16 protein-coding genes and 1 tRNA gene are annotated in these 16,065 nt (G+C 62.9%); 10 read left to right on the top strand and 7 right to left on the bottom strand.

The genetic code is table 11. The features are described from left to right. Window positions 1-36 precede the first annotated feature (36 nt). The gene (locus P9254_RS02920; protein ID WP_278053808.1) at window positions 37-495 is read left to right on the top strand and encodes a hypothetical protein; all 459 of its coding nucleotides are present in this window, start codon (window positions 37-39) and stop codon (window positions 493-495) included. Between the two features lie 186 nt (window positions 496-681). Next, window positions 682-987 (top strand): DUF982 domain-containing protein, encoded by a 306-nt coding sequence (locus tag P9254_RS02915; protein WP_095779214.1) that lies wholly within the window; start codon window positions 682-684, stop codon window positions 985-987. Window positions 988-991: 4 nt separating this feature from the next. On the opposite strand, the gene P9254_RS02910 is transcribed toward P9254_RS02915, so the two are convergent. Continuing rightward, window positions 992-1,678, bottom strand: coding sequence for an aspartyl/asparaginyl beta-hydroxylase domain-containing protein (locus P9254_RS02910; RefSeq protein WP_278053810.1), 687 nt, complete (start codon window positions 1,676-1,678; stop codon window positions 992-994). A gap of 145 nt (window positions 1,679-1,823) precedes the next feature. Here P9254_RS02910 and P9254_RS02905 point away from each other — a divergent pair, with 145 nt between their 5' ends. The 3 genes from P9254_RS02905 (at window position 1,824) to P9254_RS02895 (ending at window position 3,725) form a co-directional block, all read left to right on the top strand. Then, entirely contained in the window at window positions 1,824-2,369 is a 546-nt protein-coding gene (locus P9254_RS02905; protein ID WP_141247123.1) for a hypothetical protein, read from the top strand. 161 nt (window positions 2,370-2,530) lie between these two features. After that, window positions 2,531-2,704 carry a hypothetical protein gene (locus P9254_RS02900; RefSeq protein WP_095802158.1) on the top strand — a complete coding sequence of 58 codons (174 nt, stop codon included), beginning with the start codon at window positions 2,531-2,533 and terminating at the stop codon, window positions 2,702-2,704. A 622-nt stretch (window positions 2,705-3,326) separates the two neighbouring features. After that, window positions 3,327-3,725, top strand: a complete 399-nt coding sequence (locus tag P9254_RS02895) for a hypothetical protein (RefSeq protein WP_245322496.1) — start codon at window positions 3,327-3,329, stop codon at window positions 3,723-3,725. A 181-nt stretch (window positions 3,726-3,906) separates the two neighbouring features. Here the strand turns inward: P9254_RS02895 and P9254_RS02890 are convergent. The 3 genes from P9254_RS02890 to phaC all read right to left on the bottom strand — a co-directional run bounded on the left by P9254_RS02890 (window position 3,907) and on the right by phaC (window position 7,459). After that, window positions 3,907-3,981: transfer RNA gene (locus P9254_RS02890), tRNA-Glu, on the bottom strand. Window positions 3,982-4,120: 139 nt separating this feature from the next. Beyond that, on the bottom strand, window positions 4,121-5,347 hold the full coding sequence (locus tag P9254_RS02885) for a YcbK family protein (RefSeq protein ID WP_278053811.1): 1,227 nt from the start codon (window positions 5,345-5,347) through the stop codon (window positions 4,121-4,123). A 270-nt stretch (window positions 5,348-5,617) separates the two neighbouring features. Next, the gene (gene phaC / locus P9254_RS02880) at window positions 5,618-7,459 is read right to left on the bottom strand and encodes a class I poly(R)-hydroxyalkanoic acid synthase (RefSeq protein WP_278053813.1); all 1,842 of its coding nucleotides are present in this window, start codon (window positions 7,457-7,459) and stop codon (window positions 5,618-5,620) included. A 97-nt stretch (window positions 7,460-7,556) separates the two neighbouring features. On the opposite strand from phaC, the gene P9254_RS02875 reads away from it, so the two are divergent. The 5 genes from P9254_RS02875 (at window position 7,557) to recJ (ending at window position 13,652) form a co-directional block, all read left to right on the top strand. After that, window positions 7,557-7,967: a hypothetical protein gene (locus P9254_RS02875; RefSeq protein WP_067328042.1), complete on the top strand. Its 411-nt coding sequence runs from the start codon at window positions 7,557-7,559 to the stop codon at window positions 7,965-7,967. A 49-nt stretch (window positions 7,968-8,016) separates the two neighbouring features. Next, window positions 8,017-9,234: an LL-diaminopimelate aminotransferase gene (locus P9254_RS02870; protein ID WP_067000132.1), complete on the top strand. Its 1,218-nt coding sequence runs from the start codon at window positions 8,017-8,019 to the stop codon at window positions 9,232-9,234. Between the two features lie 47 nt (window positions 9,235-9,281). Further along, window positions 9,282-10,595 carry a homoserine dehydrogenase gene (locus P9254_RS02865; RefSeq protein WP_095802163.1) on the top strand — a complete coding sequence of 438 codons (1,314 nt, stop codon included), beginning with the start codon at window positions 9,282-9,284 and terminating at the stop codon, window positions 10,593-10,595. Between the two features lie 148 nt (window positions 10,596-10,743). Continuing rightward, window positions 10,744-11,727 carry a class II fructose-bisphosphatase gene (glpX, locus tag P9254_RS02860; RefSeq protein ID WP_095826122.1) on the top strand — a complete coding sequence of 328 codons (984 nt, stop codon included), beginning with the start codon at window positions 10,744-10,746 and terminating at the stop codon, window positions 11,725-11,727. Between the two features lie 140 nt (window positions 11,728-11,867). Continuing rightward, window positions 11,868-13,652, top strand: coding sequence for a single-stranded-DNA-specific exonuclease RecJ (gene recJ / locus P9254_RS02855; RefSeq protein WP_278053816.1), 1,785 nt, complete (start codon window positions 11,868-11,870; stop codon window positions 13,650-13,652). A gap of 13 nt (window positions 13,653-13,665) precedes the next feature. Here the strand turns inward: recJ and P9254_RS02850 are convergent, their stop codons facing one another. From P9254_RS02850 to folE, 3 genes are all read right to left on the bottom strand, one after another. Continuing rightward, window positions 13,666-14,637: a patatin family protein gene (locus P9254_RS02850; protein WP_067000906.1), complete on the bottom strand. Its 972-nt coding sequence runs from the start codon at window positions 14,635-14,637 to the stop codon at window positions 13,666-13,668. Between the two features lie 84 nt (window positions 14,638-14,721). Beyond that, window positions 14,722-15,180 (bottom strand): phosphoribosyl-AMP cyclohydrolase, encoded by a 459-nt coding sequence (gene hisI / locus P9254_RS02845; protein ID WP_127324134.1) that lies wholly within the window; start codon window positions 15,178-15,180, stop codon window positions 14,722-14,724. A gap of 93 nt (window positions 15,181-15,273) precedes the next feature. Next, complete coding sequence (gene folE / locus P9254_RS02840) at window positions 15,274-15,900, bottom strand: GTP cyclohydrolase I FolE (protein WP_067328045.1); 627 nt, start codon at window positions 15,898-15,900, stop codon at window positions 15,274-15,276. Window positions 15,901-16,065 lie beyond the last annotated feature (165 nt).

Below are 16,065 nucleotides of genomic sequence, written 5' to 3'. Positions count from 1 at the left end.
TCCTGACGCGAGCCGGTGCGGAAATTTTCTCCAGATTTGGCACTGGAAGCCGCAAGGTTCAAGGACGAAGTGCCTGCAACCGGTTTGCCGAGGGAATATTCGCTGGGCGGGCGCATCTGGGTGTCGCGAAGCTTTCCTTGCACCATCCTTGCGGTAGCCGGGTCAGGATTCAGGAGATTTACGCCCGTTGACGGCACCGGAACGCGCAAGATCGACGCTGCTGCCAAGCAGGACCGCGTGCTCGGCCCTGATGGCGCTGCTTGCGCTTGCGCTGGTGAGCTTCGCCAGGCCGAGGTCTCCGCCTCGACAGCGTCTGCCCCGGGCGGCGCCGGCATCAGCGCGATGCGGCAGGGCGAAACGCTTGCCTGGCTGAGGATCGCCGGCAAGGCGCAGGCCCTCGTGCTCGGCGTCATCTTCGCCGTGCCGTCCGCCTATCTGCTGGTGGCGGTCTCGCGCATGGCCTACGAGGCGGAGAGGGAGCCGGCGAACCAGTAGACGCGACCTCGACAGGGCGATGCCGGTTGCATCGCCCGGTCGAACGATGTGGCCAGGGCGCCGATCTGCCGCGGCAGTCGCCGGGCCCGCACCGCACTGAGGTCACATTCCTGCGTCAAAAACCGGTCAAAGAACTTTTCAGAACGAACGGCGTTGCTCCGACTTCGCCAGTTCGGGAGACAGGGAATGGACAGACTGCAATTCGAGGTGCCGGTGCGCATCACGCCCGCGCCCGGCCTGCCGGTCGAGGAAATCTACAGCGTCGAGCAGGCGCTCGATTTCCTGCAGAACTGGCCGAAGCGCCGGCAGGGCAAGGTTTATGACGCCGCGTTTAACGCCTGCTTCGGCGCGACAGTCGATGTGGCAAGCGCCGAGGAAGCGTGCCGGGCCTTCATGGCCTTCTGCCGCGTCAGCGGTTTGCTCGCAAGGGACATGATGTTGCCGCTGAAGCGCGGCGGCAGCGCAAGAGGGTTTCGCGAAGCGAGAGCGTGACGCTTTAACCGGCGAAAGATACCCCTCTGTAGTGCATTCCCACCTGCACGCCGCGAACGATCAACCTGGACAGGATCTCCATGTCCAGCGGCATATCCGGGCGCCACACATCAAGCAACAAGGCGATACGCGCCTGATCGGCGCTGTTCATGACCTCGTGCTCGAAAGTGTCGTCCCACAGCAGGCATTCGCCGTCGGCGATCCGCTTTTCCTGATGGTTGATCATCATGATCGTTGCCGGGCGGCCGTCCGCCAGTTTCGGAATGACAAGGCCGAGATGAAACCTCATGATGCCGCGAAAGGGGCCGCGGTGGGGCGGGATGTGCTTGCGCGGCGCCAGGAATGAAACAGCCGCCGATTTGACCTCGGGGCATTCCGACAGCAACTGGCTGAGGGTAGGCATCTTCCCAAGGTTTTCCGGGATCGTCATGTCGTAGGCCTTGAGCACGAACATGCGCCAATCGAGGCCGTCATTGGCCGAAATCTCGGCCTGTTCCGGCATGATGTCGTGAAAACGCGGAACCCGGTTCAACTGCACCGACAGCGCTTCATCGCGAATACTCTGCCAGACGGCTGCGAACTTCGTCGCGTTGGGAAAATGCGTGGAGGCATCAAGAATCGCCGGTGCATCTATGCGTTTTTCATAGATACGACGCACCAGATCGGTTCCAAGATCGTAGACGTTCGACATCGCATCGCCTCGACCATGTTATAATATAGTGCACGATTGCTTTCAGCTATGGGTCACGGAGATTTGTTCCGAGGCGTCAGGCAGAGGTTCGGTTTTGTATCACTGCGTCTTGGATGTCATCTGCGGGACCAGTCGTGACGCCTCGATGACTTCGGGCGTCGTGCTGTCGATCGTGCCGTCTCAACCGCCTGCGGCTGGTCGGCTGCATGCGCTGTCGTGCAACTCAGGACACTGGGGGCGATTGGGCCGCGACGTGCTGTGTCAAAAAAATTGCCAGAACGCACAAAGCCACGCCGGCAACTTGCCAGCGAGGCATTTGTTGGAACCCGATCGTCAATCAGTGGCGATCGTGTCCGCGGCCGCCGCTCTGGTGGCCGTTGTTTGCGGCACCCAGGCACTGGTTCCAGTAGCCATCGTGATTGCTGCAAGAAGTGATAATCTGCTGCTGAGCATAAGCCGCACCGGCCAAGCTGAAAACCGCGACAGTAGCCAGAATTGCATTACGAATGATGTTGGTCATTTGAGTTTCCCTTTGCTCTCATTTCCGGCAGTGCCGGTCGAGGCCGTTTTTGCAGCGATCATGTTTCGATCTGATGGTGTGCAATTTCGGCTTTGTTTCGAGGAGGCAACGGCACACGCTCCCTGTGCGTGGGATGCCTCGGACAACTCCGATCACCTCAAAACCTTCTGACCAGCTTGGTTGTGTGCGAGCGTTTCAGGGGCAACTGTTTGGTTACAGCCGGTGAGCTTGCGTGCGACGCGTCGGAAACAATCATCGACCATCTAGTACCGATCGAAAGCAGCCGAAGATCGTTCGCGGGACGGCTTCGGCACATGGAAGGATGATGAGCCATGCCGATCTTAAAAACGCTCAACCGCATGGGAGCGGCCCTGAAATATGCGCATGATGCCCAAAAAACGACGCGGATGCTGAACGGCCCGCCACGCGAAATGCAAATGGATTTTGGCTGGGCAGTTATGCCGACCACCAAGTATCTTTCTTCCAACACTTGGGACGGTATCTGACGAAATTTCAGCGTAGAGGCGGCTCAAGCCGCCTGTTGGGCAGGAAGGACAAATCCGCAGCGTGCCGATGCCATCGCCGACCGAGCCGCAGAGGTCAAGGCGAAGCTGGCCCAAGTCGATCTTGCTGCGCGATTCCTAGCCCACCCGATAGAAACCCTGCACGGCGATCCCTACCGGATTGATATCGACCACTCCACTGCTTCGTCTTGGCTCGGGAGGAGAATGTTTGGCGGCGGAAATAGACGGGCTGCTGATCGATACTCTTCGGACCAGGCTCGGCTGCTTAGGTGGCCCGGCTATTCCTTGTGCGGAACAATATACCTGACAACGCTCTCGCCGCGCGTAATCGTAACTGTCGTATAGCCGGCTGGCAAAGAGCCCGTGATGGTCGGATCGACCACCTGGCATCGGCCGACCATTCTTCCGCTAGGAGCGCCGGCGAGTTCATCTGCCAATGAGGCACGGCATTCGTTGAGGGAGGCGAAAACCCGAGGCGCCGTATTAAGCGGTTTGCAGATCGAAGCCTCGCCTGGGCTGCACAAAAGCAAAACCATCACCGCTGCCGTAGCCGGGTCCATCGTCGAAGCTCCTTTGTGGAGCTTTAAACGCTCGCGAAATCCCTTTGTTTCAGATGTTGCTAAAATACGAGGCAATTCCCGGCGACCTCGGTGGCCGGGCCTGTCGATCCTCGGGAACAAGACGCGTTAGTTCGCTGTTATTATTAGCAGAGGCTAATACGATGCCTTTTTGCGTCACCAGTGCGACTTCGGATGCTGTTCTCGAAGCCAGGAACACTGACGCTGAGATCCTTGGAGTCGTCGACCTCGCCAACAAGACTGATGCCAAGATCGGCACCATGCGCCTGGGGGAAGCTATCCAGTTCGTTGCGAATGCATCCGTGCTTGGATACGGAGTTCGCGGAGCGATGGTGTTTTACGGAAAAGCAGGAACACCGAGCCTCAGGGCGAGAGAATGTGAGCAGTTGTGGGCGCTATATGGTTTCGCACTGCTTGAGCCATAATGTCTGACTCGAGGAGCGCTGGAAGGCGTTCACGTTATGAAAAGCGCCACCGGATGACACGAGCCGCTACGGATTCGCAGAGCGGGCCTATTTCGCGGTCACCGTTGGCCGAAATACGCAGTCGCTATTTGACGTTATTGGATGATTTGCCGGGAGAGGGTGCTAAGTCGCTGACATCTGCTGGTACGCCCAAGGGGAATCGAACCCCTGTTACCGCCGTGAAAGGGCGGTGTCCTAACCGCTAGACGATGGGCGCGCTCAGACGAAGCGGCTTATAATTGCGTTGCTCGCAACCGGCAACCCATCTGCCGCCACATGCGACAACTTTTTTCGCGAGCCTGCAAAACGCATGTTTGGCAACCGGAAAACAATTCGATTGAAGGCAGGTAAGCCGCTCAGTTGTCGCCACCGCCGCCGCGCCGGCGGCAGCGCCAGTTCCAGTCGCGCTCGGGGCCGACGTCGACATGGACGGATTCGGTGTGGCAGTAGGTCCCGACGCCGCCGCGGCCGGGCATCGAACGCACATAGCTCGCCAGCTCCCACTTGGAGACGCCGGGCACCTGGATGTCGGCGGCAGCGCAATACATGTGCAGCGAGTTCTTGGCGCCGTTGGCGCGGCGGTTGCGGGCAGGGTCCCGATAGCCGGAGGTGACGATCATCTTGCGGCCGAAATGACCCTCGATCGTCTTCAGCACGCGCACCAGCGAAGGCTTCAGGCAGGCGACGTCGACACTTTCGTTCTGTCTCAAGAGCCCGTTGGGCGCGAGCCTTGCCATGCCGGCGGCCGACGCCACCTGGTAGGAGCCGCCGCCTTCGTCCTCGTTGAGATCGACGTCGCTCTCGTCGTCGATGCCGGACTTGCGCTTGATCTCGAACAGCGCCGTCTGGCGCACGCCGGGCAAGGCATCGGCGCCGGTGATGTGGTTGCTGCTGTCGTCACCGAGGGAAGCCAGTTGCACCGGCTTGTCGCCCGGGGTCGCGGAGGCGAGGGTGACGATCGGCTTTGTCGCCGGCGACGTGGTCTTGGCCTGGGCGGCGGGCTGGTCGCTGGAGCGCGTGTTGATCAGCGGGGCAGGCGCGGCCGAGGCCGGCGTGGTGCTGAACAGAGAAGCAAACAGCCCCTTCTTCGGCGCGGCGATCGGCTGCTGCTGGGGCTCGCCCGCTGTCGCGTAGACGCCTTTGCTCATCGCCTGCACGGTCGCCTGCGCTTGCGATGCGACCGCGGCGGCATCGCCGGCAGCGACCTTGGTGGCGGCCGCTTTCGTCTCCTCTGCCGTCTGCGGCGGCTGTACCAGCGGTTGCGGCGTGTTGCCGGCGATCGAGCCGGCGTCAGCAGGAACCGCTACCGCGGGGAAGGCTGCTCCGGGCCGGGTTTCCGGCACATAGGCAACTTTTTCCGGCAACGGTTTGTCGTCTTCGCCCATCACGGTCGATGCCGCCTCTGGGGATGCCGGGGAGGTCGACGCCGCCTGCGAGGTCGAATCGGCCGACGCCTCGGACTGGGCGCTGGAAGCCGCGCTCATCTCTGTGGCGGTTGAATTGTAGGCGGGCGTGACGACCGACATCGTCGGGTCGCCGGTCGAGGTGCAGGAGGCCAGAAGCACGGATAAAAGCGCTGCCACGATGCTGCGGCTTTCCCTTCGTGCGAGGCGCCAACCTGCTGATTTCAAAATAAAATTCCCCCTCGGCATCCGGTCCGTACTTCGTCGCCGCAGCACTCCAGTGCCTCTGGCGGCGACCTCCTGTTCCCGAACCGGAAACGGGATCTGTATCGATCTGCAAAGCCTCGGATTTATTGTTTGTCTGCAGGCGAGCTGAGGCTACGAAAACGATTAACATCACCATTTCGCCCTGTTTGGGCGGCCCGTCAACTCACCAGACATTACAGCCGGTTACACACGCACCTTGACATAGGTGCCCGGCGCGTCCCCCAAGGTTTTCATACGCTTGCCCGGTTTGCGGGCGGGCACATGGATGTTGTCCTGGCTTTCGATCCAGTGCTGCCAGTGCGTCCACCATGAGCCGGCATGCTCGTGCGCGCCGGCGAACCAGGTGCTGAAATCCCCCACCGGCTTGCCGCCGGTCCAGTACTGGTACTTGTGCGCCGCCGGCGGATTGACGACGCCGGCGATGTGGCCGGAGCCTGCCATGACATATTCGACGTCGCCACCGAAATAGCGCGAGCCGAGGAACACCGAAAGCGCCGGCGCGATGTGGTCTTCCTTCGTGGCGAGGTTGTAGACAGGGATCGTGATGTCGGCCAGCGAGACGGTGTGACCGGCAAGCTCCATCGTGCCGCGGGAGAGATTGTTCTCGAGATAGCAATTGCGCAGATAGAAGGAATGGTTGGCCGCCGCCATGCGGGTCGAATCGGCATTCCAGTAGAGCAGGTCGAAGGGCAGGGGATCCTTGCCGCGCATATAGTTGTTGATGACATAGGGCCAGATCAGGTCGCCCGAGCGCAGCATGTTGAAGGCGGTCGCCATCTTGGTGCCGTCGAGATAGCCCTTTTCGCTCATCGAGCGCTCCACCGCGGCAACCTGGTCCTCGTCGACGAAGACCTTGAGATCGCCGGCATAGGTGAAGTCGACCTGAGTGGTGAAGAAGGTCGCCGACCTGATGCGGTGGTCGCCTTCCTGCGCCAGCAGCGCGAGCGCCGCGGCCAATAGAGTGCCGCCGACGCAATAGCCGATGGCGTTGACCTCCTTCTCGCCGGTCGCCTTCTCGACCATGTCGAGGCCATATTGCAGGCCCTCGCGGATATAGGCCTCCCAGCCTTTGGCGCCGTGGCGCTCGTCCGGGTTGATCCAGGAGATGACGAAGACCGTGTGGCCCTGCTCGATGGCCCAGCGGATGAAGGATTTCTGCGGGTTGAGGTCGAGGATATAGTATTTATTGATCCACGGCGGGCAAATGAGCAGGGGGCGCTTCAGCACCGTCTCCGTCGTCGGATCGTATTGGATGATCTCGGCGACATCGCTGCGGCCGATGACCTTGCCGGGTGTCGTGGCGATGTTCTTGCCGATCTCGAACGGCGCGTAGTCCGCCTGGCGCAGCTTCAGGTCGCCCCTGCCGGCGGCGATGTCCTCGGCCAGCATTTTCATGCCGCGCACCAAATTCTCTCCGTTGGAGGCGACGGTCTCGCGGAACAGCTCGGGATTGGTCAGAATGAAATTCGACGGCGCGATGGCGTTGGACACTTGCTTGACGTAGAAGCTCGCCTTGTGGCGGGTGTGCTCGTCCAGGCCCTCGGCATGATCGACGAGATCGGAGGCCCAGCGCGAGGTCACGAGATAGGCCTGTTTCAGGAAGTCGAAGAAGGCATTGCGGCCCCATTCCGGATCCTGGAAGCGCTTGTCGCCGCGCTCGGGCTTGACCGCGTCCTCGGGGGCTTCGGCGTTGGGGCTGGGGCTGACCTTCTGGATGGCGTTCGCCCAGACCGTCATGTAGCCGGCGAACAGCCGCGTCTGCGCTTCAAGCGCGCGCTGCGGGTCGGCCAGCCAGTACTCCGAGAGCTTGGAGAAGGTCTTGACCATGTCGACCACGGGTTCGGCGACGTGGTCGCGCACCTCACCCTTTTCGCGCGGCTCGGCCCAGGCGGAGGCCGCCTTGCCGGCCTGCTCGATCATGCGCGCCATGTTCAACGCGAAGCGTTCGGGATCTTTCACCAGATATTGCTCGACGGTCGAAGGTCCGCCATTTTCCGCTTTGTCCGAATCGGGCGCTTTGGACATGGTTCGCGGGGTTCCTCCCGGAGCGTTTTCTTGACATATTACCATGGGACATCTGACCGGGTCCAACACGCTCTAACCCGGCTGCCAGGAAAACAATATGACGATTAATGTTGGCGGGACTTATTTTCTCGGCGCCGGTTCGATTTGCCGCATCGCCGCCGCAGCCGCGGTGCTATGCACGCCGTTGCTTGCGGGCGGCTGCGAGACCAGCAGCAACACCAACAATGCGAGGCCGACCGCGGTGACCGAGGGGCCGAAGGACACCGGCTCCTATCCGAACCTCAACATTCCGCCGCCGGTAGCCGCCAAGCAGCTGACGAAGGAAGAGACTGCCGCCAAGCTTGCCCAGCTCAAGGCCGAGCAGCAGGCGCAGCTCGCCAAGGGCGGCCGCGCGAAGCCAGCCGCCAATACGGCGGCGCTGAACACGCTCGCCAGGACGCATGGCGACGACGCGCTGAAGCAGATCGAAGGCAAATGCGATCCTGCCCTCGACCCTAACTGCAATTAGGTCTATATCGCGCGCCGAAAAGCGCCCCCTTTGATCGTCTGGAACTCCAATGGAAGAATTTCACAAGGTCCGCCGGCTTCCGCCTTACGTGTTCGAGCAGGTGAATCGGCTGAAGGCCAGCGCCCGCTCGCGCGGTGCCGACATCATCGACCTTGGCATGGGCAATCCGGACCTGCCGACGCCGAAGGCCATCGTCGACAAATTATGCGAAGTGGTGCGCGATCCGCGCACGCATCGCTATTCGTCCTCGCGCGGCATTCCGGGCCTGCGCCGGGCCCAGGCGAACTACTATGCCCGCCGCTTCGGCGTGAAGCTCAATCCCGACACGCAAGTGGTGGCGACGCTCGGCTCGAAGGAGGGCTTTGCCAACATGGCGCAGGCGATCACCGCGCCCGGCGACGTCATCCTGTGCCCCAATCCGACCTATCCGATCCACGCCTTCGGCTTCATCATGTCGGGCGGCGTCATCCGGTCGCTGCAGGTGGAACCGGATGACGGCTTCATCCCGGCGGTCGAGCGCGGCATCCGCCACTCGATTCCGAGGCCGCTGGCGCTGATCCTCAACTATCCGTCGAACCCGACGGCGCTTGTCGCCTCGCTCGATTTCTACAAGGACGTGGTCGCCTTCGCGAAGAAGAACGACATCATCATCCTGTCGGACCTTGCCTATTCCGAGATCTATTTCGACGGCAATCCGCCGCCTTCGGTGCTCCAGGTTCCAGGGGCGATGGATGTCTGCGTCGAGTTCACCTCGATGTCGAAGACTTTTTCCATGCCCGGCTGGCGCATGGGCTTCGCGGTCGGCAACGAGCGGCTGATCGCGGCGCTGACGCGCGTCAAATCCTATCTCGACTACGGCGCCTTCACGCCGATCCAGGTGGCGGCGGCGCATGCGCTCAACGGCGACGGTGCCGACATCGCCGAGGTGCGCGAGGTCTATCACAAGCGGCGCGATGTGATGGTCGATTCCTTCGGCCGTGCCGGCTGGACCATTCCGGCGCCGGCGGCCTCGATGTTCGCCTGGGCGCCGATCCCGGAACAGTTCCGCCAGCTCGGCTCGCTCGAATTCTCCAAGCTGCTCATCGAGCACGCCGACGTGGCGGTGGCGCCGGGCATCGGCTTCGGTGAGCACGGCGACGATTTCGTTCGTGTGGCGCTGGTCGAGAACGAGCACCGGATCCGCCAGGCGGCGCGCAACATCAAGCGCTTCCTGGCCTCGACCGCCAAGCAGCCCAACAATGTTGTGCCGCTCACCGCGCGCCGCTGAATTCACCGCACATCACACCGACCAATCTTTGAGGGGCGTCGCCGGACATGGCTGAAGCGTTGCGTGTTGGAATTGCCGGCCTTGGCACGGTGGGCGCCTCGGTGGCGCGCGTGCTCAACGACAAGGCCGCCGAGCTCACCCGCCAGTGCGGTCGCGACATTGTCGTCACAGCGGTTTCGGCGCGCGATCCGAAGCGGGACCGCGGTGTCGATCTGGGCGACACCAAATGGTTCGACGATGCCGCGAAGATGGCCGAGAAGGCCGACATTGATGTCTTCGTCGAGCTGATCGGCGGCGACGAAGGGCCAGCGCGTGCATCGGTGAAGGCGGCGCTCGAGGCCGGCCGCCATGTCGTGACGGCCAACAAGGCGCTGTTGGCCAAGCACGGCGTGCAACTCGCCGAGATCGCCGAGAAGAAGGGCGTGCTGCTCAACTACGAGGCTGCGGTGGCCGGCGGCATCCCGGTCATCAAGACGATGCGCGAGGCGATGGCCGGCAACCAGGTCACCCGCGTCTTCGGTATCCTCAACGGCACCTGCAACTACATTCTGACCCGCATGGAGGCCGAAGGCATCTCTTTCGATGCCTGCCTCAAGGACGCGCAGCGCCTCGGCTATGCCGAAGCGGACCCGACCTTCGACATCGAAGGCCATGACACGGCGCACAAGCTGTCGATCCTGACCAGCCTTGCGTTCGGCACGAAGATCGCCGCCAACGACATTTACATGGAGGGCATCTCCAACATCACCCAGGCCGACATTCGCGCCGCAGCCGAGCTCGGCTATCGCATCAAGCTGCTCGGCGTCGCGCAGCGCACCGACAGCGGCATCGAGCAGCGCGTGCATCCGACCATGGTGCCGACGGCCTCGGTCATCGCGCAGGTGCATGGCGTCACCAATGCCGTGGCGATCGAGACCGACATCCTGGGCGAGCTTTTGCTCTCCGGCCCCGGCGCCGGCGGCAATGCCACCGCCTCGGCGGTGGTCGGCGACATTGCCGATATCGCCAAGAGCCGGCCGGGCTTCCAGCACGGGCCGGTCTTCGGCTGGCCGGCGAAGGAATTGAAGCCCTACAGGAAAGCGCAGATGCGCAGCCATGCCGGCGGCTATTTCATCCGGCTGACCGTGCACGACCGCATCGGCGTCTTCGCGGCGATCGCCAAGCGCATGGCCGACAACGATATTTCACTGGAATCGATCGTCCAGCAGGCCGCCGGGCCGGCTACCGAAGCGCAGAAGACCGTCATCCTCGTCACCCACGAGACAACGGAAGCGGCGGTGCGCAAGGCGGTCGAAGGCGTCACCAAGGACGGCCATCTCACCGACAAGCCGCAGGTGATCCGTATCGAGCGGGCGGAATAGTTCGAGTGATACTTCACCTTTAATCGATTGATATTGCTGCCATTTCAAAAATTGAAATGGCAAGTCTTGCCGTTGTCATGGAGCTTTGCCAGAAGAAGCGCGCTTCTGGCGGGAGGCAAAGCGCAGTTTCAACGAGGAATGCCCATCCATGAACATGGCCCAAAACATCGCAGCCGGCCTCGATCGTATCCTAACCATGGAAGTGGTGCGTGTGACCGAAAGGGCCGCGGTCGCCGCTGCCAGGCTGCGCGGTCGCGGCGATGAGAAGGCGGCCGACCAGGTCGCGGTCGATGCGATGCGCCAGGAACTCAACCGGTTGGCCATCAAGGGTACCGTGGTCATCGGCGAGGGCGAGCGCGACGAGGCGCCGATGCTCTATATCGGCGAAGAGGTCGGCACCGGCAAAGGCCCGGCGGTCGACATCGCGCTCGATCCGCTCGAAGGCACGACGATCTGTGCCAAGAACCTTCCCAACGCGCTTGCCGTCATCGCCATCGCGGAAAAGGGCAGCCTGCTGTTCGCGCCCGACGTCTACATGGACAAGATCGCCATCGGGCCGGGATACCCGGACAGCCTGATCGACATCGACGCGCCGCCGGCCGAGAACATCGCCAATCTCGCCAAGGCCAAGGGCGTGGCGGTGCCCGACATCACCGCCTGCATCCTCGACCGGCCGCGCCATGCCAAGCTGATCGACGCGGTGCGGGCCACGGGCGCCGCCATCCGGCTGATCGGCGACGGCGACGTCGCCGGCGTCATCCACACCACCGATTCGGAAGAGACCGGCATCGACATCTATCTCGGCACCGGCGGCGCGCCGGAAGGGGTGCTGGCCGCGGCGGCGCTTCGCTGCACGGGCGGACAGATGCAGGGCCGGCTGATCCTCGACACACCGGAGAAGATTGCACGGGCCGAAAAGATGGGCATTTCGGATCCGAAGCGGGTCTATCGCGCGCAGGACATGGCGCGCGGCGACGTGCTGTTCGCGGCGACCGGCGTCACCGACGGCAATCTGCTCGGCGGGGTGAAGTTCGGGCGCACCTTCATCACCACTCACACCATCGTGCTGCGCTCGTCCTCGCGCACAGTGCGCGAGATCAAGGCGCGCCACCAGGATCTGGAAAAGTTCTGATTTCGTCCTTGTAGACACTTTCGCGCAATTACGGTCGGAGCGCCCTTCCACAGTTTTCCGGGGTGGTTCGCTTTCCCGGAATTGCTAGGGCTGTCGCATCTTGATATCTGCCGAAGGATGGTGTGCAGACGGCGCGTCTCATGATGGGCGAGAGACGCTTCTTCCTCGATGTCAGGCAGTCGGCGACCGGTGTTTCCTGGGAGCACCGGCTGACCGAGCGGCAGGACATGGCCGCTTTGGCCATCGCGCAGGGTCATGGCGTGCCGGACATCGTCGCAAGGGTGCTGGCTGGGCGCGGCGTGACGGTCGAGCAGACCGAGCGCTTCCTCGATCCGACGATTCGCGAGCTTTTGCCGAACCCGGCCTCGCTGACCGACATGGAGAAGGCGGCGGCGCGCATCGCGGATGCGGTCGTGGCCGGCGAGAGGGTGGCGATCTTCGGCGACTACGATGTCGACGGCGCCGCGTCGTCGGCGCTGCTGAAGCGCTTTCTGGCGCATTTTTCGGTGCCTTCCGAGATCTATATCCCCGACCGCATCTTCGAAGGCTACGGCCCGAATCCGGAAGCTATGCGCGAGCTGATCTCGCGCGGCGCGAAGCTGATCGTCACCGTCGACTGCGGCACCAACAGCGCCGTGTCGATCGAGGCAGCGAAAGAAGCCGGCGCGGATGTCGTGGTGCTCGACCATCACCAGGTCGGCGGACCGCTGCCGGCGGCGGATGCGGTGGTCAATCCGAACCGGGAGGACGACCTTTCGGGGCAGGGGCATCTCTGCGCCGCCGGTGTGGTCTTCCTGTGCCTGGTGCAGACGGCGAAGGTGCTTCGCGAACGGTTACCAAACGTCGCGCCGGTCGATCTGCTTTCGCTGCTCGACCTCGCCGCGCTGGCGACCGTTTGCGACGTGGTGCCGCTCACCGGCGTCAACCGCGCTTTCGTAGTCAAGGGCCTGCAGGTGGCGCGCCAGCAGAAGAATGAGGGGCTGGCGGCGCTTGCGCGGGTCTCGCGCATCGGCGAGCCGATAAATACCTTCCATCTCGCCTATCTGATCGGGCCGCGCATCAATGCCGGCGGGCGCATCGGCGATGCCGCGCTCGGCAGCAGGCTGCTTGCCACCGAGGATCCCGTTGAAGCCGCAAGCATTGCCGAGACGCTCGACCGGCTGAACCAGGAACGGCAGCAGATGGAACTGGAGATGTTGGCGCAGGCGCGCGCCGAGGCCGACGCGGAGCTTGCCGGCGGCACCGGCCCTGGCATCGTCGTGACCGCCAGCAACAGCTGGCATCCCGGCATCGTCGGGCTGCTGGCCTCGCGGCTCAAGGAACATGCGCGCCGTCCCGCTTTCGCCATCGCCTTCAATGCCAATGGGATCGGCACCGGCTCGGGGCGCTCGGTCTCCGGTTTCGATCTCGGCCGGCTGGTGCGCGAGGCGGCGCAGGCCGGCCTGATCGCCAAGGGCGGCGGTCACGGCATGGCGGCAGGCATCACCGTGGAACGTTCCAAGCTCGGCGCGCTTCGGGCTTTCTTCGAGGAGCGCGCTGCGGCGGATGTGTTCCGGCTGCAGAGCGAGGAAAGCCTGGCGATTGACGGCGCCTTAGCCGCCGAGGGCGCGACGCTGGCGCTTCTCGACGAGCTGGAGAAAGCCGGCCCGTTCGGCGCCGGTCACATCGCGCCGGTGTTTGTGCTGCCGCGCCACAGACTTATCGATGCGCGGCCGATCGGCACCAACCACATCCGCGCCGACCTGCAGTCGCAAAGCGGCGGCAACCTCCAGGCGATCGCGTTCCGCGCCGTCGACACCGCGCTCGGCGAATTCCTGTTCAAGAACAGGGGCAAGACCGTGCACATAGCCGGTTCGCTGTCGGGCAATTATTGGAACGGCAACCGCTCAGTGCAATTCCGCATCACAGATGCCGCGATTGCTTGACTGACGCTTCGGATCAGGCGAGCACCGTCTGCAGCCGCCGCAATTCGCTGATCTGGGACATGGTCGCCTGATAGCCGATGCGGATCGCCTCGTCGGCGCGGTGGAACTCGGTCAGTCCGATATGGCTGAGCTTCGGCTGCAGCGACATGTCGGGCGGATCGCCGGCGAGCCTGGCGCGCGAAATCCGGTCCTGGATGATGTTGAAGGCCTCGACCATGACGCCGGTGATGCCGAGGCGGGTCTGGTGCGGCGGGTGCTGGGGATTGACCTGACCGGGACGCGGCGCGTCGTTCTCGATGACGAGTTCGCCCGCGCTGTGCTTGATCACCGCGGCACGCCCAAACAGATCGTAGTGGAGGTTGACGGCAACGACCAGCGGCTGCTCGTAAGCACGGCAGACCGAGACCGGCACCGGATTGACCAGCGCGCCGTCGACCAGCACGCGCCCGTTGCAGTTCACGGGCTCGAAGACGCCGGGCAACGCGTAGGACGCGCGCATGGCGGTGATGAGCGAACCTTTCGACAGCCAGATTTCGTGGCCGGTGCGGATTTCGGAAGCGACGGCGACGAAGGGCTTCGACAGTTCCTCAAAACGGATACCGTCGACATGTTCGCGCAGCCGCGCATCGAGCTTCATGCCGCCGAACAGGCCGCTGCCGCGCAGATTGAGATCGAGCAGTCCGAAGAGGCGCCGCTTGGTCAGGCTTCTGGCGAACTCTTCCAGTTCGTCCAATTTGCCGGCAAGATAGCAGCCGCCGACCAGCGCGCCGATCGACGTGCCTGCGATCATCGAAACTTCGATGCCCGCTTCGTCCAGCGCGCGCAGCACGCCGATATGGGCCCAGCCACGCGCACAGCCGCCGCCGAGCGCCAGCGAGATGCCCATCTTCTTCGCCGATTTCGGATCGAGCACGCCGCCGGACGATGCAAGGCCGTTGGCCTCCTGAACGTCAGGTCTGCTGCGCAATGACGCCCATTCGAGCATCATGATCTCCCTTGTCCCGTGTCCCTTCTATCACAAGGATGTTTGAGAATAGTGAATATGAGTGGTTTGTGAATATCGAATGGTTCACACTGGCTTCCGATACGTTTCTTGCGCATCGAACAGCGGCTTGCTGCCATCGTCGGCAAGCACCGCCTTGCCGTCGCTGAGCCCCACCGTCCGATAAAAGCAGGAACGCCTACCGGTGTGACAAGTTGCGTCCTGGCCCAATACTTTGACGCGCAACCATATCGCGTCCTGGTCACAATCCGTGCGCATCTCGACGACGCATTGGACGTTGCCCGAGGTCTCGCCCTTTTTCCACAGCGCGTTGCGGGAACGCGACCAATAGTGGGCGATGCCGGTTTCGAGCGTCAGCGCCAGCGCCTCGGCATTCATATGCGCGACCATCAAAAGCATGCCGTCGCCGGCGTCGGTGACGACGACGGTCACGAGGCCGGCAGCATCGAAGCGCGGAGAAAGGACGGTGCCTTCCTCCAGCGCCTTCTTGTCTGCCGGGGCTTTGGGAAATTGCAGTGCCGACATTGCCGGTTCGTCTTTTTGTTGGACCATGATCTTATCCGAAAACCGGGTCCCACTTTTCGGGACCATGGTCTGAAGGCCGGCAGCAGCCGGCGATCAGGCACGCACCATGGTGACGAAACGCACCTGTTCTTCGGGCGTGTCCTTGAAGACGCCGGTGAAGGTAGAGGTGAGCGTGGTCGAGTCCTGCTTGCGGATGCCGCGCATGGCCATGCACATATGCTCGGCCTCGATCATGACGGCGACGCCGCGCGGGTTGAGCACGTCCTGGATGACGCCTGCGATTTGCGCCGTCATTGCTTCCTGCGTCTGCAGGCGATGGGCGAAGATGTCGACGACGCGCGCGATCTTGGACAGACCCACGACCTTGCCGTCCGGCAGGTAGCCGACATGCGCCTTGCCGATGATCGGCACCATGTGGTGCTCGCAATGGGAGTGGAACTTGATGTCCCTGACGATGACGAGATCGTCATAGCCGGCCACTTCCTCGAAAGTGCGGCCAAGCTCCTCGGCCGGGCACATGTCATAGCCGTTGAACATCTCGCGAAAAGCCTTGGTGACGCGCTTCGGCGTGTCGACAAGGCCCTCGCGATCAGGGTTGTCGCCGGTCCAGCGCAAAAGCGTGCGCACGGCGGCTTCGACCTCGGCCTCGCTTGGGCGATCGGTGACAGGCTTCTCCATATAGGAGGAAGGGGGCATGAGTTTCTTGATGACGGCATCCATAAAGGCGTCTCCCGTAGTCCCACTCAGAGGTGGGACGAGTTGAACGGACCACGACCTTTCGGGTGAAACTCGCCCGGTTTCCAGCCCGTAAGCGGCGTGAACAGATGAGCAATGACAATGGCTTGAGTTTGCCTTGTCGATGCCCGGCTGCCATCATTATATATG

Origin of the sequence: Mesorhizobium sp. WSM4983 (assembly GCF_029625765.1) — a bacterium.
Taxonomy (GTDB): domain Bacteria; phylum Pseudomonadota; class Alphaproteobacteria; order Rhizobiales; family Rhizobiaceae; genus Mesorhizobium.
The sequence above is the reverse complement of the archived record's forward strand: the minus strand, read 5'-3'. Positions and strand labels throughout refer to the sequence as shown.

What these genes read in the sequence shown, in the direction of transcription:
- recJ (WP_278053816.1), top strand. Translation starts at nt 11,868, where the DNA reads ATGATGGGCGAGAGACGCTTCTTCCTCGATGTCAGGCAGTCGGCGACC.
- P9254_RS02870 (WP_067000132.1), top strand. Translation starts at nt 8,017, where the DNA reads ATGGAAGAATTTCACAAGGTCCGCCGGCTTCCGCCTTACGTGTTCGAG.
- P9254_RS02910 (WP_278053810.1), bottom strand. Translation starts at nt 1,678, where the DNA reads ATGTCGAACGTCTACGATCTTGGAACCGATCTGGTGCGTCGTATCTAT.
- folE (WP_067328045.1), bottom strand. Translation starts at nt 15,900, where the DNA reads ATGGATGCCGTCATCAAGAAACTCATGCCCCCTTCCTCCTATATGGAG.
- P9254_RS02915 (WP_095779214.1), top strand. Translation starts at nt 682, where the DNA reads ATGGACAGACTGCAATTCGAGGTGCCGGTGCGCATCACGCCCGCGCCC.
- P9254_RS02875 (WP_067328042.1), top strand. Translation starts at nt 7,557, where the DNA reads ATGACGATTAATGTTGGCGGGACTTATTTTCTCGGCGCCGGTTCGATT.
- P9254_RS02900 (WP_095802158.1), top strand. Translation starts at nt 2,531, where the DNA reads ATGCCGATCTTAAAAACGCTCAACCGCATGGGAGCGGCCCTGAAATAT.
- phaC (WP_278053813.1), bottom strand. Translation starts at nt 7,459, where the DNA reads ATGTCCAAAGCGCCCGATTCGGACAAAGCGGAAAATGGCGGACCTTCG.
- P9254_RS02905 (WP_141247123.1), top strand. Translation starts at nt 1,824, where the DNA reads ATGACTTCGGGCGTCGTGCTGTCGATCGTGCCGTCTCAACCGCCTGCG.
- glpX (WP_095826122.1), top strand. Translation starts at nt 10,744, where the DNA reads ATGAACATGGCCCAAAACATCGCAGCCGGCCTCGATCGTATCCTAACC.
- P9254_RS02850 (WP_067000906.1), bottom strand. Translation starts at nt 14,637, where the DNA reads ATGCTCGAATGGGCGTCATTGCGCAGCAGACCTGACGTTCAGGAGGCC.
- P9254_RS02865 (WP_095802163.1), top strand. Translation starts at nt 9,282, where the DNA reads ATGGCTGAAGCGTTGCGTGTTGGAATTGCCGGCCTTGGCACGGTGGGC.
- hisI (WP_127324134.1), bottom strand. Translation starts at nt 15,180, where the DNA reads ATGTCGGCACTGCAATTTCCCAAAGCCCCGGCAGACAAGAAGGCGCTG.